The sequence below is a fragment of the Kitasatospora saccharophila genome (genome assembly GCF_039529925.1).
GTDB lineage: Bacteria > Actinomycetota > Actinomycetes > Streptomycetales > Streptomycetaceae > Kitasatospora > Kitasatospora saccharophila.
The window spans coordinates 67790-82349 of sequence record NZ_BAAANS010000025.1; the positions used below are offsets into that span (position 1 = coordinate 67790).

Annotated in this window: 14 protein-coding genes; 12 read left to right on the forward strand and 2 right to left on the reverse strand. The window is 74.1% G+C overall.

From position 1 onward, the window contains the following. Positions 1–50: 50 nt before the first annotated feature. Positions 51–1025: a UDP-glucose 4-epimerase GalE gene (gene galE, locus ABD345_RS19380; protein ID WP_344553566.1), complete on the reverse strand. Its 975-nt coding sequence runs from the start codon at positions 1023–1025 to the stop codon at positions 51–53. A 184-nt stretch (positions 1026–1209) separates the two neighbouring features. On the opposite strand from galE, the gene ABD345_RS19385 reads away from it, so the two are divergent. Continuing rightward, the gene (locus tag ABD345_RS19385; RefSeq protein WP_380276358.1) at positions 1210–2256 is read left to right on the forward strand and encodes a S1C family serine protease; all 1047 of its coding nucleotides are present in this window, start codon (positions 1210–1212) and stop codon (positions 2254–2256) included. 128 nt (positions 2257–2384) lie between these two features. On the opposite strand, the gene ABD345_RS19390 is transcribed toward ABD345_RS19385, so the two are convergent. After that, on the reverse strand, positions 2385–3542 hold the full coding sequence (locus tag ABD345_RS19390; RefSeq protein WP_344553568.1) for a sensor histidine kinase: 1158 nt from the start codon (positions 3540–3542) through the stop codon (positions 2385–2387). Positions 3543–3830: 288 nt separating this feature from the next. On the opposite strand from ABD345_RS19390, the gene ABD345_RS19395 reads away from it, so the two are divergent. The 11 genes from ABD345_RS19395 to htpX all read left to right on the forward strand — a co-directional run bounded on the left by ABD345_RS19395 (position 3831) and on the right by htpX (position 14500). Beyond that, positions 3831–4238 (forward strand): NADH-quinone oxidoreductase subunit A, encoded by a 408-nt coding sequence (locus ABD345_RS19395; RefSeq protein ID WP_344553569.1) that lies wholly within the window; start codon positions 3831–3833, stop codon positions 4236–4238. Further along, the gene (locus ABD345_RS19400) at positions 4229–4867 is read left to right on the forward strand and encodes an NADH-quinone oxidoreductase subunit B (protein ID WP_344553570.1); all 639 of its coding nucleotides are present in this window, start codon (positions 4229–4231) and stop codon (positions 4865–4867) included. Before ABD345_RS19395 ends, ABD345_RS19400 begins: the two co-directional genes overlap by 10 nt. Then, positions 4864–5958: an NADH-quinone oxidoreductase subunit C gene (locus ABD345_RS19405; RefSeq protein ID WP_380273615.1), complete on the forward strand. Its 1095-nt coding sequence runs from the start codon at positions 4864–4866 to the stop codon at positions 5956–5958. Before ABD345_RS19400 ends, ABD345_RS19405 begins: the two co-directional genes overlap by 4 nt. Then, the gene (gene nuoH / locus ABD345_RS19410; RefSeq protein WP_344553571.1) at positions 5955–6914 is read left to right on the forward strand and encodes an NADH-quinone oxidoreductase subunit NuoH; all 960 of its coding nucleotides are present in this window, start codon (positions 5955–5957) and stop codon (positions 6912–6914) included. The genes ABD345_RS19405 and nuoH overlap by 4 nt, the downstream gene beginning before the upstream one ends. After that, on the forward strand, positions 6914–7474 hold the full coding sequence (locus tag ABD345_RS19415) for a NuoI/complex I 23 kDa subunit family protein (protein ID WP_344553572.1): 561 nt from the start codon (positions 6914–6916) through the stop codon (positions 7472–7474). The genes nuoH and ABD345_RS19415 overlap by 1 nt, the downstream gene beginning before the upstream one ends. Next, positions 7471–8088 (forward strand): NADH-quinone oxidoreductase subunit J family protein, encoded by a 618-nt coding sequence (locus ABD345_RS19420; RefSeq protein WP_344553574.1) that lies wholly within the window; start codon positions 7471–7473, stop codon positions 8086–8088. Before ABD345_RS19415 ends, ABD345_RS19420 begins: the two co-directional genes overlap by 4 nt. 1 nt (position 8089) lies before the next feature. Next, positions 8090–8428: an NADH-quinone oxidoreductase subunit NuoK gene (gene nuoK / locus ABD345_RS19425; protein ID WP_344553575.1), complete on the forward strand. Its 339-nt coding sequence runs from the start codon at positions 8090–8092 to the stop codon at positions 8426–8428. Further along, complete coding sequence (locus ABD345_RS19430) at positions 8425–10383, forward strand: NADH-quinone oxidoreductase subunit 5 family protein (RefSeq protein ID WP_344553576.1); 1959 nt, start codon at positions 8425–8427, stop codon at positions 10381–10383. The genes nuoK and ABD345_RS19430 overlap by 4 nt, the downstream gene beginning before the upstream one ends. 43 nt (positions 10384–10426) lie before the next feature. Beyond that, positions 10427–11953: a complex I subunit 4 family protein gene (locus ABD345_RS19435; RefSeq protein WP_344553577.1), complete on the forward strand. Its 1527-nt coding sequence runs from the start codon at positions 10427–10429 to the stop codon at positions 11951–11953. Positions 11954–11985: 32 nt separating this feature from the next. Then, on the forward strand, positions 11986–13533 hold the full coding sequence (locus ABD345_RS19440) for an NADH-quinone oxidoreductase subunit N (RefSeq protein WP_344553645.1): 1548 nt from the start codon (positions 11986–11988) through the stop codon (positions 13531–13533). A gap of 106 nt (positions 13534–13639) precedes the next feature. Further along, positions 13640–14500: a zinc metalloprotease HtpX gene (gene htpX / locus ABD345_RS19445; RefSeq protein ID WP_344553579.1), complete on the forward strand. Its 861-nt coding sequence runs from the start codon at positions 13640–13642 to the stop codon at positions 14498–14500. The last annotated feature ends 60 nt before the right edge of the window (positions 14501–14560 follow it).

Below are 14560 nucleotides of genomic sequence, written 5' to 3' on the forward strand. Positions count from 1 at the left end.
GCGCGGTCCGGGGCCGTCCTGCCGTCTCCTGCCGTCTCCTGCCGTCCGGCCTACGGGTGGAGGTGCTGCCAGCCCGCCCAGGCCGAGGTGACCATCGAGCGGACGTCGTGCCGGGCGCTCCAGCCCAGCTCGCGGCGGATCAGTTCGGCCGAGGCCACCACCCGGGCCGGGTCGCCGGGACGGCGGGGGGCCGTCTCGGGGGCGATCCGGATGCCGGTGACCTCGGTGATCTCGTCGACCATCTCCAGCACCGAGGCGCCCCGCCCGGTGCCGATGTTGAGGGTCAGTCGGACCCGCTCCGCGGGGCCGGCCGCCTCCAGCCGGCGGACGGCGGCCAGGTGCGCGGAGGCGACGTCCGAGACGTGGATGTAGTCCCGGACGCAGGTGCCGTCCGGGGTCGGGTAGTCGTCGCCGAAGACCAGCGGCGGCAGCCCGGCGGTCAGCCGCCGGAAGACCAGCGGGACCAGGTTGGCCGCGCCCGGGTCGGACAGCTCGGGGGCGGCGGCGCCCGCCACGTTGAAGTAGCGCAGGGACACCGCGGAGAGGCCGTGCGCGGCGGCGCAGGCGTTCAGCAGCCACTCGCCGGCCAGCTTGGTCTCGCCGTACGGGTTCATCGGCAGGCAGGGAGTGGACTCGTCGACCAGGTCGACGTCCGGCATGCCGTAGACGGCGGCGGAGGAGGACAGCACCACCCGGCCCACGCCCGCGTCGACCGCGGCGGCCAGCACGGTGCGCAGGCCCTCCACGTTCTCGTGGTAGTAGAACAGCGGCCGTTCGACCGACTCGCCCACCTGCTTGCGGGCGGCCAGGTGCAGCACGCCGGTGACGCGGTGCTCGGCGAGGGTGCGGTCCAGCAGCGGGCGGTCCAGCGTCGAGCCGGTCACCAGCGGGACGCCCGGCGGCAGGTGGGCGGTCCGGCCGCTGCTCAGGTCGTCCAGCACGACGACGGGGACACCGGCCGCGGCCAGCTCCCGGACGACGTGGCCGCCGATGTAACCGGCCCCTCCCGTGATCAACCAGGTCATGGCGCCGATCCTACGACGGCGCCTTTCGGCGGGGCCCCTGGTGTGTCCGTACGGGCATTCGGACATTTCGGTGAAATAGTGGCAAAGCTCTGTCCAGCGACCGGAGGTGGCCGCCGTGCGCCCGAAGAAGGAACCGACCCGTCCGAACCCGGCCGGCCCCCGGCCCACCGGCCCCAAGCTGTGGCTGGGACCTGCGGCGGTTATCGCCGCGGCGGCGCTGCTGGCCACCGGTTGCTCCAGCTCCGGCTCCGGGTCCAGCTCCACCGCGGCGGCCAGCGGTTCCTCGTCCGCGCCCGCCCCGTCCAGCAGCAACCAGCTGGAGCAGGACTACCAGCAGGTGATCTCCCAGGTGCTGCCCTCGGTGGTGCAGATCACCGCGGGGGACAGCCTCGGCTCCGGGATCGTCTTCGACGACAAGGGCGACATCGTCACCAACGCGCACGTGGTCGGCAGCGCCACCACCTTCACCGTGACGCTGGCCAACAGCACCAAGCCGCTGGACGCCACCCTGGTCGGCAGCTACCCGGAGTCCGACCTCGCGGTGATCAAGCTCGGCAGCACGCCCGGCGGCCTCAAGCCCGCTGCCTTCGCGGACAGCGCCAAGGTGTCGGTCGGGCAGATCACGCTGGCGATGGGCAGCCCGCTCGGCCTGTCCAGCAGCGTCACCCAGGGCATCGTCTCGGCGGTCGGACGGACGGTCAGCGAGCCGCAGTCCGCCGGCTCGCCCGGCGCCACCATCGGCAACATGGTGCAGACCTCGGCCGCGATCAACCCCGGCAACAGCGGCGGCGCGCTGGTCAACCTCTCCAGCCAGGTGATCGGGATCAACACGCTGACCGCCGTCGACCCCGAGCTGAACGGCTCGGCCGCGCCCGGCATCGGCTTCGCCATCCCGGCCGCCACCGTGACCAGCATCGCCAACCAGCTGATCAAGGACGGCAAGGTCAGCAACTCCGGCCGGGCCGGGCTCGGGGTGACCGTCCGCCCCTACTTCGACGCGAACTTCCAGCCGGCCGGCGCCGCGGTGGTCTCGGTGGTCGACGGCGGCCCGGCCGCCTCCGCCGGGCTCCAGGCGGGCGACGTGATCACCAAGGTCAACGACACCGCGATCACCAGCCCCGCCGCGCTGACCACCGCGCTGGCCTCGCTCAGCCCCGGCGACAAGGTCACCGTCGGCTACCAGCGGGACGGGCAGGGCAAGACCGCGGAGGTCACCCTCGGGACGCTGTAGCGCCCGGGGCCCGGACCCGACGAGGCCCGGAGCCCCCGACAGACCCGGGCCCGGAGTGCCGTACCGCGCAAGGGAGGCGGCACTCCGGGCCCGTCCACGTCCGGACGCCCCCCGAGGGCGCCCGGACGTCACTTCTTGGCGGGGCCCGAGCGGGTGTGCCAGGGCAGCTCGACCGTCACCGAGGTCGGCCCCTCCGCCGGGCTGTCGACCACGAACACGCCGTCCACCGACTCGGCGCGCTCGGCCAGGCCGGCCAGCCCGCCGCCCGGGTGCACCCGGGCCCCGCCGCGGCCGTCGTCACGGACCGTCAGCATCAGCCGGCCGTCCTGGCGCCAGACGTCCACCGAGGCGGTGCGGGCGCCGGAGTGCTTGGCGGCGTTGGTGAGCAGCTCGGTGACGGTGAAGTAGGCGATGCCCTCGACCGCGGAGTCCGGCCGCTCGCCGCCCAGCTCGACGTGCACCCGGACGCCGCCGGGCAGCGCGGTGCGGGCCGCGACCGAGGAGAGCGCCGCGTCCAGCCCGCGGTCGGTGAGCACCGCGGGGTGGATGCCGCGGGCCAGGTCGCGCAGCTCCTGCAGGGCGAGCTTGACCTCGCCGTGCGCCGCGTCGACCATCTGCCGGGCCGCCGCCGGATCCTCCGTCAGCTTCTCCTTGGCCAGGCCCAGGTCCATCGCCAGGGCCACCAGCCGGGCCTGCGCGCCGTCGTGCAGGTCCCGCTCGATCCGGCGCAGGTCGGCCGCGGCGGTGTCGACCACCACACCCCGGTCGTCCTCCAGCTCGCGGACCCGCTCGGCCAGCGCGCCCGGGGACAGCAGCACCTCGACCAGCCAGCGGGAGACCCCGGAGATCGCCCGCATCGCCCAGGGCAGCACCGGCCAGCCGACCACCAGCAGCACCAGCGTCAGCACGAAGCCGAGGATCCCCCAGATCAGCAGCACCACGCAGTACAGCGCGGAGCGCCAGCTCAACCCGTCGCCCAGGGCGGCCGTCACCCGGCCGGCCAGCCCGCTCCGGGTCGGGCGCAGCGGCTCCGGCTCGGCCACCGGGCTGCCCAGCTCGGCCCGGGCCCGGGCCCGGCCCAGCCGGCCGAACCAGCGGCAGCAGGCCAGCCCGAAGGCCAGCAGCGGCAGCCCGACCAGCGTCACCGCCAGGCCGAGACCCGCGGTCAGCAGCACCGCCGTCACGACGAACCCGGCCACTCCGATCGGCAGGTTCAGCAGCGCGTTGCGCACCTGCCGCCACAGCGGTGCCCCGTACAACGACGGGCGCTTCGCCTCGTTCTCCATGGTCGGCGCCCTCTCCTGGTGTTCTCGCCGTCGCTTGTCGATCACCAGCATCCCGGTCGGCGACCCCCTCCCGCCATGGTGCTGCACTCCCTCTCCGTCCGGGGGTTATCCCCACCCCCCGCCCCGCGCCCGGCTCCCGGACCGTCCGCAGACGGAATTCCGTCCGGTGTCCGGCGGGAGTCCACCGGCCGTCTTGCAGGACGGGCGGGTGACGGAGTAAACGGACGGTGCACATAGACTCCCGCGATAGCGATGGTTATGGACGGGCAAAGAAGAAGGGCGTGACCCATGGAGTGGCAGCCGCTCGCTGCCGACCCCGCCGCCGGCAGCGGCTACTTCGACGCCTACGCGGCGGTCGGTCTGCTGGCGGTCATCGGCGTCCTCTTCGTCGCGGTGGCCTTCACCGCGAACCGCCTGATGCGACCGGTGGTCGACACCCCCGAGAAACTCCTCGCCTACGAGTGCGGGGTGGACCCGGTCGGTGAGAACTGGGCGCACACCCAGATCCGGTACTACGTCTACGCCTTCCTGTACGTGATCTTCGCGGTCGACGCGATCTACCTCTTCCCGTGGGCCACGGTGTTCGCCGCCGCCGGCTTCGGGGCGGCCACGCTGGTGGAGATGTTCGTCTTCATCGGCTTCCTCGCGGTCGGACTGCTCTACGCCTGGAAGAAGGGCGTCCTGGAATGGACGTGACGCACTCGCACGGGACGCCCGGCAACGGCCCCGTCCCGCTCGGCATCCCCGATCCGGCCCGCCCCGGCGCCGCCGTCGAACAGCGCCGCCTCGGCCCGCTGGCCCGGCTCGCCCCGGACCCGGTCAAGGTGGTGCTCAACTGGGGCCGCCGCTACAGCCTCTGGTGCTTCAACTTCGGACTGGCCTGCTGCGCGATCGAGTTCATCGCCGCGTCGATGGCCAAGCACGACTTCATCCGGATGGGTGTCATCCCGTTCGCGCCCGGCCCCCGGCAGGCCGACCTGATGATCGTCTCGGGCACCGTCACCGACAAGATGGCCCCCGCGGTCAAGCGCCTGTACGAGCAGATGCCCGAGCCGAAGTACGTCATCTCCTTCGGCGCCTGCGCCAACTCCGGCGGCCCGTACTGGGACTCGTACTCCGTCACCAAGGGCGTCGACCAGATCATCCCGGTCGACGTCTACGTGCCCGGCTGCCCGCCCCGGCCCGAGGCGCTGCTCCAGGGCATCCTCAAGCTGCAGGAGAAGATCGCCGCCGAGGACGTCCCGCAGCGCTACGCCCCGTCCGCCGACGCGCTGCGCCGCCCGCTGCGGTCCGCGCCGGACGCCACCGGGGAGGGGAAGCGGTGACCGACACCCCCGAGACGTCCGGGACGCCCGAGGTGCCCGGGACGCCCGCCGAGCCGGTGCCCGCGCCCGAACCGACCCCCGCCGAGCGGACCGCCGCGTCCGTCGGACCCTGGGCGAGCGCCACCGAGGCGTACGACCTGCTCACCGTCGACGTGCCCGCCGAGCACTGGACCGAGGCGCTCACCGCCGCCCGCGACGTCCTCGGCCTGGCCTTCCTGGACTGGCTGAGCGCCGTCGACGACCTCGAACGCGGCTTCGCCGTCTGCGCGCACCTGGCCGCGGTCGGCGGGCCCGGCGGCGTGCGCCGGCTGCTGCTGCGCACCCGGGTGCCGCGCGAGAGGGCCGTGCTGCCGACCGCCGTCGGGGTGTACGCCGGTGCCGCCTGGCACGAGCGGGAGACCCTGGAGATGTTCGGCATCGAGTTCACCGGCCACCCGCACCCCGTCACCCTGCTGCTGCCGGACGGCTTCGAGGGCCACCCGCTGCGCAAGGACTTCGTGCTGGCCGCCCGGGTCGCCAAGGACTGGCCCGGCGCCAAGGAGCCCGGCGAGTCCGCCGACCACGGCGGCCCGGCCCGGCGCAAGATGCAGCCCGCCGGCGTCCCCGACCCGAACGAGTGGGGCCCGCTCAAGGGCACCCTGCCGCCGGTCGCCGAGCGCCCCGCCCGCGGTGCGCGCGCCGCCGGAGCGGCCGGGGCCCGCGCGGCCGGAGCAGCCGGAGCAGCCGGGGTCGACCGCCCGCGCCGCGCCCGCAGCGTGGAGGCCGGCTCCGCGAGCCAGGCCGCCGCGCCCGACGCGGCGGCCGCGCCCGAGACCGCCCCGCCGGTGCGCGCCGACCGGCCGCGCCGCACCCGCAGCGTCGGCGAGGGATCGGTCAGCCAGGGCGGGCCCGAGGCCCCGGCCGAACGGCCCGAGGCCCCGCGGCGCACCGCCCGCACCCAGTCGTCCGACGCCCCCTGGCACGCGCCCGTACCGGCGCGGGACGGGAAACCGGAGCCCGAGCGGTCGGAGCGGCAACCCGCCGAGCAGCCCGAGCAGCCCACCGAACAGCCCGAACAGCCCACCGAGCAGCAGGACGGAGACGGCGCGTGAACCTCCTCGACACGCTGCTGCGCTGCGTCGGCACGCTGGTGGCGTTCCTGGTGCTGCCGCTGGTGGTCGGCCAGGCCGAGCACAAGGTGATGGCGCACATGCAGGGCCGGCTCGGCCCGATGTACGCGGGCGGGTTCCACGGCTGGGCGCAACTGGTCGCCGACGGCGTCAAGTTCGTCCAGAAGGAGAACATCGTCCCGGCGGGCGCCGACCGGAAGGTCTTCCAACTGGCCCCGGCCGTCGCGCTGCTGCCCTACCTGCTGGTGCTGCTGGTGATCCCGGTCGGCCCGGACGGGATGGTCGGCCAGGTGGTCGACGCGGGCATCTTCTTCGTGCTGGCCGTGATGGGCGTCGGCGTGCTCGGCTCGCTGATGGCGGGCTGGGCGTCGGCCAACAAGTTCTCGCTGCTGGGCGCGCTGCGCACGGCCGCGCAGCTGATGTCGTACGAGCTGCCGATGCTGCTGGCCGCCGCCTCGGTGGCGATGGCGGCGGGCACCGTCTCGCTGCCCGGCATCGTGGACGCCTTCCACTGGTGGTGGGTGCCGTGGCAGCTGATCGGCGCCTTCGTGTTCTTCACGGCCGGCCTGGCCGAGCTGCAGCGCCCGCCGTTCGACATGCCGGTGGCCGACTCGGAGATCATCTTCGGCGCGTACACCGAGTACACCGGCCTGCGCTTCGCGCTGTTCCTGCTCTCCGAGTACGCGGGCATCGTGGTGCTCTGCGGCCTGACCACGGTGCTGTTCCTGGGCGGCTGGCACGGCCCGTTCGAAGACGGCCTCGGCTGGCTGTGGACGCTGGTGAAGACCTTCGCGCTGGCCTTCGTGGTGCTCTGGCTGCGGGTCACCTACCCGCGGCTGCGCGAGGACCAGCTGATGCGCTTCGCGTGGACCGGCCTGATCCCGCTCGCCCTGGTCCAGCTCGCCCTGACCGGCATCATCAAGGTGGCGATCTCGTAATGGGAATTCCCGGCTCCGGCCTGGCCAAGGGCCTGGCCGTCACCATGCGCACGATGATGCGGAAGACCGTCACCGCGCAGTACCCCGACGTGCAGCCCGACCTGCCGCCGCGCAGCCGCGGCGTGATCGCGCTGCTGGAGGAGAACTGCACGGTCTGCATGCTGTGCGCCCGCGAGTGCCCGGACTGGTGCATCTACATCGACTCCCACAAGGAGACGCTGCCCGCCGCCGACCCGAACGCCCGCGCCCGCACCCGCAACGTGCTGGACCGCTTCGCGATCGACTTCTCGCTCTGCATGTACTGCGGGATCTGCGTCGAGGTGTGCCCGTTCGACGCGCTGTTCTGGTCCCCGGAGTTCGAGTACGCGGAGACCGACATCCGCGAACTCACCCACGAGCGCGAGCGGCTGCGCGAGTGGATGTGGACCGTCCCGCCGCCGCCCGCGCACGACGCCGCGGCGGAGGAGCCCAAGGAGATCGCCATGGCCCGCAAGGCCGCCGACAAGCTGGCCGCCGCAGCCGCGGCGGCAGCCGCCGCCGAGGAGGGTGGGGAGAGTTGAGCACCCTGCTGGCCGCGGCGGGCTCGCTGGAGCCCGCCGCGCGCTCGTACCTCTCGCCGACCGGGCAGGAGATCGTCTTCCTGCTGGTCGGTGTGCTCGTGCTCGGCGCCGCCGTGGTCTCGGTGACCACCCGCCAACTGGTGCACGCCGCGCTGTGGCTGGTGGTCGCGCTGGGCGGGCTCGCGGTCGAGTTCCTGCTGCTGACCGCCGAGTTCGTGGCCTGGGTGCAGGTGCTGGTGTACCTGGGCTCGGTGATCGTGCTGGTGCTGTTCGGCCTGATGCTGACCCGCGCCCCGATCGGCCGCTCCCCGGACGCCGACTCCGGCAACCGCCCGGCCGCGCTCGCGGTCGGCGCAGCCTCCGCCGCCACCCTGGTCACCCTGGTCGTCGACGCGTTCCGCTCGTCCTGGATCGACCTGGGCGGCGCGGCCGGCACCACCCGGCTCACCGGCGAGTACCTCTTCTCGCACTGGGTGCTGCCGTTCGAGGCGCTGTCGGTGCTGCTGCTGGCCGCCCTGGTCGGCGCGATCGTGCTCTCCCGCACCGGGGACGGCCGGACGAAGCCGCGGGCCGGGAAGCTGCGCACCGGCCCGACGAAGCAGAAGGAGCGCTGAGGTGCACCTCGCCTACCCCGCCGTCCTCGCCGTGCTGCTGTTCAGCGTCGGCGTGTACGGCGTGCTCGCCCGGCGCAACGTCATCCTGGTGCTGATGTCGGTCGAGCTGATGCTCAACGCCGTCAACCTCAACCTGGTCGCCTTCGACGTCTGGCTGCGCGACACCCTGCACGCCGGACAGGCGCTCACCCTGTTCACCATCACCATCGCCGCCGCCGAGATCGGCCTCGGCCTGGCGATCGTGCTGCTGGTCCACCGCACCCGCCGCACCGCTGCCGTCGACGGGGTCACCGCGCTCGGCGACCGCCACGAGGCGGACACCGAGGAGGTCGCCCGATGAACCTCGCGCTGCCGATCCTCGTCCCCGTGCTGCCCGCGCTCGGCGCCGCGGCCGGCCTCGCCACCGGCCGCCGCCACCCCGGCCTGGCCCGCCCGCTGGCGGTGCTGCCGGTCGCGGTCTCCGCCGTGCTCGCCCTGGTCACCGCCCTCCAGCTGGGCACCGGCGCCACCCTGGACGCCGCCACCCGGCTCGCCCCCACCGGCGGCCCGGAGATCTCGCTCGCCCTGCACCTGGACGGCTTCTCCTCGCTGATCTCGGTGCTGGTCGGCCTGGTCGCCACCTGCGTGCAGGTGTACTCGACCGCGTACCTGAAGGACGACCCGCGCTACCCCTCGTACGCGGCCCTGGTCTCGCTGTTCACGGCCGCGATGTTCCTGGTCGTCTACTCCGGCGACCTGATCGTGCTGCTGGTCGGCTGGGAGGTGATGGGCATCTGCTCGTACTTCCTGATCGGCCACCACTGGGAGACCGCCGACGCCCGCAGCGCCTCGCTGAAGGCGTTCCTGGTCACCAAGCTCGGCGACGTGCCGTTCCTGTTCGGCCTGTTCCTGCTCGGCGCGGACGCCGGCACCTTCCGGATCACCGAGGTGCTGCGCACCGCCGCCGACGGCGGGCTCGACCACCCGACGCTGATCGCGCTGCTGCTGCTCGCGGGCGTGGCCGGCAAGAGCGCCCAGTTCCCGCTGCACACCTGGCTGCCGGACGCGATGGCCGGCCCGACGCCGGTCTCCGCGCTGATCCACGCCGCCACCATGGTCGCCGCCGGCATCTACCTGGTCGCCCGGCTGCTGCCGGTCTTCCTGCTGTCCTCCGCCGCGCTGCTGGTGCTGGCCGTGATGGCCGCCGTCACCATGGTCGGCTCCGCGCTGTGCGCGCTCGCCCAGGACGACCTCAAGCGCGTCCTCGCCTACTCCACCGTCGGCCAACTCGGCTACATGGCCGGGGCGCTGGCCGCCGGCGACCGGCAGGCCGCCGTCTTCCACCTGGTCGCGCACGGCGCGTTCAAGGCGCTGCTGTTCCTCACCGCCGGCGTGGTCATCCACGCCGCGCACACCAACTCGATCAGCGCGATGTCCCGGATCGACGGCCTGCGCCGCCGCGTCCCCGACGCCTACTGGACGATGGGCATCGGCCTGGTCGCCCTGGTCGGCCTGCCCCCGTTCGCGGGCTTCTTCTCCAAGGAGTCGGTGCTCACCGCCGCCGAGCACGCCGCCCACGGCGAGGCCCTCACCGGCACCCTGGGCCCCGCCTCGGCCGTCCCCGCCGCCGCGGGCTGGACGGTCCTGGTCGCCGGACTGCTCACCGCCCTGCTCACCGCCGCCTACGCCACCCGGCTCTGGCTGGTCGCCTTCCACACCGGGCCGGCGGCCCCGGTGGCCGCCCCCGCCGACGCCCCGTACTCCCCGGAGATCGACGAGGCCGACCCGGCGCACGCCGAACCCGCCGCGATGCGCTGGCCGCTGTGGGTGCTGGCCGTGCCCACCACGGGCTTCGGCCTGCTCGGGCTGCGCACCGACTGGCTGCCCCGGCTGCTCGACGGCGAGAGCCTGCGCCCCGGCACCGAGACCATGGTGCTCGGCACCGGCGCCGCCCTGATCGGCCTGCTGCTCGCCTACGCCGCCTGGCGCACGGCCGGCACCCGGGCCGCCGCCGGACAGCCCGCCACCGACCCCGGACGCCTGCTGCTCGGCCCGCTGCACGGGCCCGCCCGGCACGGCTTCGGCGTCGACCGGCTCTACACCGCGCTGTTCGTCCGGCCCACCGCGGCCGCCGCCCGGCTGGTCCGGTTCCTGGACCGCGCCGTGGTGGAGACCTACGTGCGCGGCGCCGGCGCCGCCCCCGGCTGGCTCGGCCGCGCCGTCCGCTTCGCCCAGACCGGCAACGCCCAGGGCTACCTGAGCGCGCTGCTGGCCGGAGCCGTCCTGCTCGCCGTCCTGGTGGCGGTCGGCTCATGACCCGCCCCCACCTCCCCGTCCCGGCACGCCCTTGGAGCCCCCGATGAACGCGGTCCTCATCGCCCTCCTGGCCCTGCCGCTGCTCGGCGCCGCCCTGACGCTCGCCCCGATCGGCGACCGGCGGGCGCTGCACCTCGGCACCGCCGTCACCGGCGCCACCCTGCTGCTGGCGGTCGCCCTCGCCGCGGGCTTCGACCACGACGACCCGAGCCGGATGCAGGCCGTCACCGACGTCTCCTGGATCCCCGCGCTGGACGTCCGGCTGCACCTGGGCACCGACGGGATCTCGCTGCCGCTGCTGGTGCTCACCGCGCTGCTCACCTTCCTGTGCGCGCTGTACTCGGTGAAGAAGCTCCCCGCGGGCCCCGGCGGCCGGGCCTTCACCGGCCTGCTGCTCCTGCTGGAGACCGGCATGCTGGCCACCTTCGCGGTGCTCGACCTGGTGCTGTTCTTCCTGGCCTTCGAGATCGTGCTGATCCCGATGTACTTCCTGATCGCGCGCTGGGGCAGCGGGAAGAAGACCGCCGCCGCCAACCGGTTCATCCTGTACACCCTGCTCGGCTCCGCCGTGATGCTGCTCGGCTTCCTGCTGATCGGCGTCAAGGCCGGCACCTTCGACATGGTGGAGCTCGCCGACGCGCACGGCTCCGGCCTGTCGCACACCACCCAGCTGATCGCCGCGCTGGCCATCCTGATCGGCCTCGCCGTGAAGGCCCCCGCCTGGCCGCTGCACTCCTGGCTGCCCGACGCGCACACCGCCGCCCCCACCGCGGGCTCGGTGCTGCTGGCCGGCGTGATGCTCAAGATGGGCACCTACGGCCTGGTCCGGGTGCTGCTGCCGGTCGTCCCCGACGGCACCGCGACCTTCGCCCCCTACCTGGGCGCGTTCGCCGCCGTCGGCATCGTCTACGGCTCGCTCGCCTGCCTGGCCCTGGCCCGGCCCGGCGCCAAGGGCGACCTGAAGCGGCTGATCGCGTACTCCTCGGTCGGCCACATGGGCTTCGTGCTGCTCGGCATCGCCTCGCTCACCCCGACCGGCCTGAACGGCGCGCTGTTCGCCAACATCGCGCACGGCCTGATCACCGGCCTGCTGTTCTTCGTGGTCGGCGCGGTCAAGGACCGCTACGGCACCGCCGACCTCGACACCCTCGCCGGGGCCACCGGCGCCGCCCTCTACGGCCGCGCCCCGCGGATCGGCGCGCTGCTCGCGTTCGCCGCCGTCGCCAGCCTCGGCCTGCCCGGCCTGGCCGGGTTCTGGGGCGAACTGCTCGCCATGTACGGCGCGTTCGACCCGGCCGCCGGGCTCTCCCGGCCCGCGTTCGTCACCTACATGGCGCTGGCCGGACTCGGCACCCTGCTGACCGCCGGCTACCTGCTGGTCGTGGTCAAGCGGGTCTGCATGGGCGACCCGGAGCAGCCCGCCCCGGTCACCGAGCTGCCCGACCTCAAGGGCTACGAGGCCGCCAGCTGGACGCCGCTGGCCGCGCTCACCCTGCTCGCGGGCCTGTGGCCGGCCCTGCTCCTCGGCCTCTCCGACCCGGCCGTCAAGCACCTCCTCGGAGGCGGCTGATGACCACCGCTCACGACCTGGGGCAGCCCCTCATGACTCCGCTCGCCGTCGCCGACCCGGGCGGCCTGATCCAGTCCGTCGACTGGGTGGCCGTCGCCCCGCCGCTGATCGCCGCGCTCGCCGCCCTCGCCGTGCTGGTCGCCGACCTGTTCCTGCCCGAGGCCCGCAAGCGCCTGCTCGGCTGGCTGAGCGCGGCCGGACTGCTGGCCGCGCTGGCCGCGCTGATCCCGCTGGTCGGCGACACCCGCTCGACGTTCTGCTTCAAGAGCCCCGGCGGCGGCTGCTCCTACACCGCCGACCACTTCGCGCTCGCCTTCCAGCTGCTGGTGCTGGGCGGCGCGCTGCTGACCGTGCTGCTCTCGCTGCACGCCGTCGAAGAGGACGCCCTCCCCGGCGGCGAGTACTGGTTCCTGCTGCTCTCCTCCGCCTGCGGCGCCGCCCTGCTGCCCGCCGCCCGCGACCTCGCCACCCTGGTGATCGCCCTGGAGGTGGCCACCCTGCCCGCGTTCGCGCTGGTCGGCCTGCGCCGGGACGGCCGGGGCGCGGAGAGCGCGCTCAAGTTCTTCCTCTCCTCGGTCACCGCGACCGCCGTGATGCTGCTCGGCGTCAGCTTCGTCTACGCCGCCGCCGGAACGATCCAGCTGCAGGGCGTCGCCGACGGGCTGGCCCACGCCCCCGGCCAGTTGAAGCCGCTCGCCGAGGCGGGCGCGGTGCTCACCCTGGTCGGCTTCGCGTTCAAGGCCGCCGCCGTCCCGTTCCACTTCTGGGTCCCCGACACCTACGTCGGTGCCCCGCTCCCGGTGGCCGGCTACCTCTCGGTGGTCGGCAAGGCGGCCGGCCTGTCCGGCCTCGCCCTGGTCACCACCGTCGCCTTCCGCCCGTACGGCCACACCTGGGGCCTGGTGCTGGCGGTGCTCGCCGCGCTCACCATGACGGTCGGCAACGCGGCCGCGCTGCGCCAGCGCACCGACACCCGGCACGGGGCGGTCCGGCTGCTGGCCTGGTCCTCGGTCGGCCAGGCCGGCTACCTGCTGGTGCCGCTGGCCGCCGCCGGGTACGCGGGCTCGGACGGGCCGCTGGGCGCGACCGTGGCGTACGCGCTGATCTACGGCCTGGTGAACCTCGGCGCGTTCGGCGTGGTCGCGCTGGTCGGCGGCTCCGGGCGGCTGGACGGCTTCCGCGGCCTGGCCGGGCGCAACCGGTGGGCGGCGTTCGCGCTGGCGTTCTTCCTGCTCTGCCTGGCCGGCCTGCCGCCGGGCGTGGTGGGCCTGTTCGGCAAGGTCGTGGTGTTCCGCTCGGCGGTGGACGCTGGCCTGGGCTGGCTGGCCGTGGTGATGGCGGTGAACGTGGTGATCGCGCTCGCCTACTACCTGAAGTGGACCGCGCTGCTGTTCGCGCCCGCCGAGACCGAGTCCGAGTCCGAGCCCGCGTCCGGGTCCGCGCCCGCCCCGGAGGCCCCCGGCCCGCGCCGCGTCCCGGCCCCGCTGACCGCCGCGCTGAGCCTGGCGGCGGCCGGAGCGGTGGTGCTCTCGGTGGCTCCGCAGCTGGTGCTGAGGGTGGTGTCGGGCAGCCTGTTCTGAGCCGTGGTCGAATGCCGGGGGGAACGAACCGACCGGTTCGCCGCGTTGATCCCGGCAGAGGGAGGCGGCTCCACGGCTTCCACCGGCACCACAGGAGGGCCCCGCAGTGCACAGCCACCACAACGGATTGCGGACGGCCGTCCTGCTGGGCGGCCTGTCCGCACTGGTCCTGGTGATCGGCGGTCTCTTCTTCGGCCGCACCGGGCTGCTGGTGGCGCTGCTGGTCGCGGTCGGCACCAACGCCTACGCGTACTGGAACAGCGACAAGCTGGCGCTGCGCGCGATGCGGGCCCGCCCGGTCAGCGAGATCGAGGCGCCGCAGCTGTACCGGATCGTCCGCGAGCTCTCCACCTCGGCCCGCCAGCCGATGCCCCGGCTGTACATCTCGCCCACGCCCGCGCCGAACGCCTTCGCCACCGGCCGCAACCCGCGCAACGCGGCGGTCTGCTGCACCGACGGCATCCTGCAGCTGCTGGACGAGCGGGAGCTGCGCGGCGTCCTGGGCCACGAGCTGAGCCACGTCTACAACCGGGACATCCTGATCTCCTCGGTGGCGGGCGCGCTCGCCTCGGTGGTGATGTTCCTGGTGAACTTCGCCTGGCTGATCCCGATCGGCCGCTCGGACGACGACGACGGCCCGGGCCTGGTCGGCATGCTGGCGATCATGATCCTGGGGCCGGTCGCCGCCGGCCTGATCCAGCTGGCCGTCAGCCGCTCCCGCGAGTACCAGGCGGACGCCGACGGGGCCCGGATCACCGGCGACCCGCTGGCCCTGGCCAGTGCCCTGCGCAAGCTGGACGCCGGTACCCAGCGGCTCCCGCTGCCGCCCGAGCCGCAGTTGCAGACCGCCAGCCACATGATGATCGCCAACCCGTTCCGGCCCGGCGAGCGCGGCGCGAAGCTGTTCTCCACCCACCCGCCGATGCGCGAGCGGATCGCCCGGCTGGAGCGGATGGCCGGGCACTGACCTCTTCGGGCGAGCCTGCGGCGAGCGTCCGCCGGGCGCCCCCGCCCCGCTGGTAGGGCT

Coding starts and splice junctions, on each gene's coding strand:
- galE (WP_344553566.1), bottom strand. CDS start 1,025: ATGACCTGGTTGATCACGGGAGGGGCCGGTTACATCGGCGGCCACGTC.
- ABD345_RS19390 (WP_344553568.1), bottom strand. CDS start 3,542: ATGGAGAACGAGGCGAAGCGCCCGTCGTTGTACGGGGCACCGCTGTGG.
- ABD345_RS19395 (WP_344553569.1), top strand. CDS start 3,831: ATGGAGTGGCAGCCGCTCGCTGCCGACCCCGCCGCCGGCAGCGGCTAC.
- ABD345_RS19400 (WP_344553570.1), top strand. CDS start 4,229: ATGGACGTGACGCACTCGCACGGGACGCCCGGCAACGGCCCCGTCCCG.
- ABD345_RS19415 (WP_344553572.1), top strand. CDS start 6,914: ATGGGAATTCCCGGCTCCGGCCTGGCCAAGGGCCTGGCCGTCACCATG.
- ABD345_RS19430 (WP_344553576.1), top strand. CDS start 8,425: ATGAACCTCGCGCTGCCGATCCTCGTCCCCGTGCTGCCCGCGCTCGGC.
- ABD345_RS19435 (WP_344553577.1), top strand. CDS start 10,427: ATGAACGCGGTCCTCATCGCCCTCCTGGCCCTGCCGCTGCTCGGCGCC.
- ABD345_RS19440 (WP_344553645.1), top strand. CDS start 11,986: ATGACTCCGCTCGCCGTCGCCGACCCGGGCGGCCTGATCCAGTCCGTC.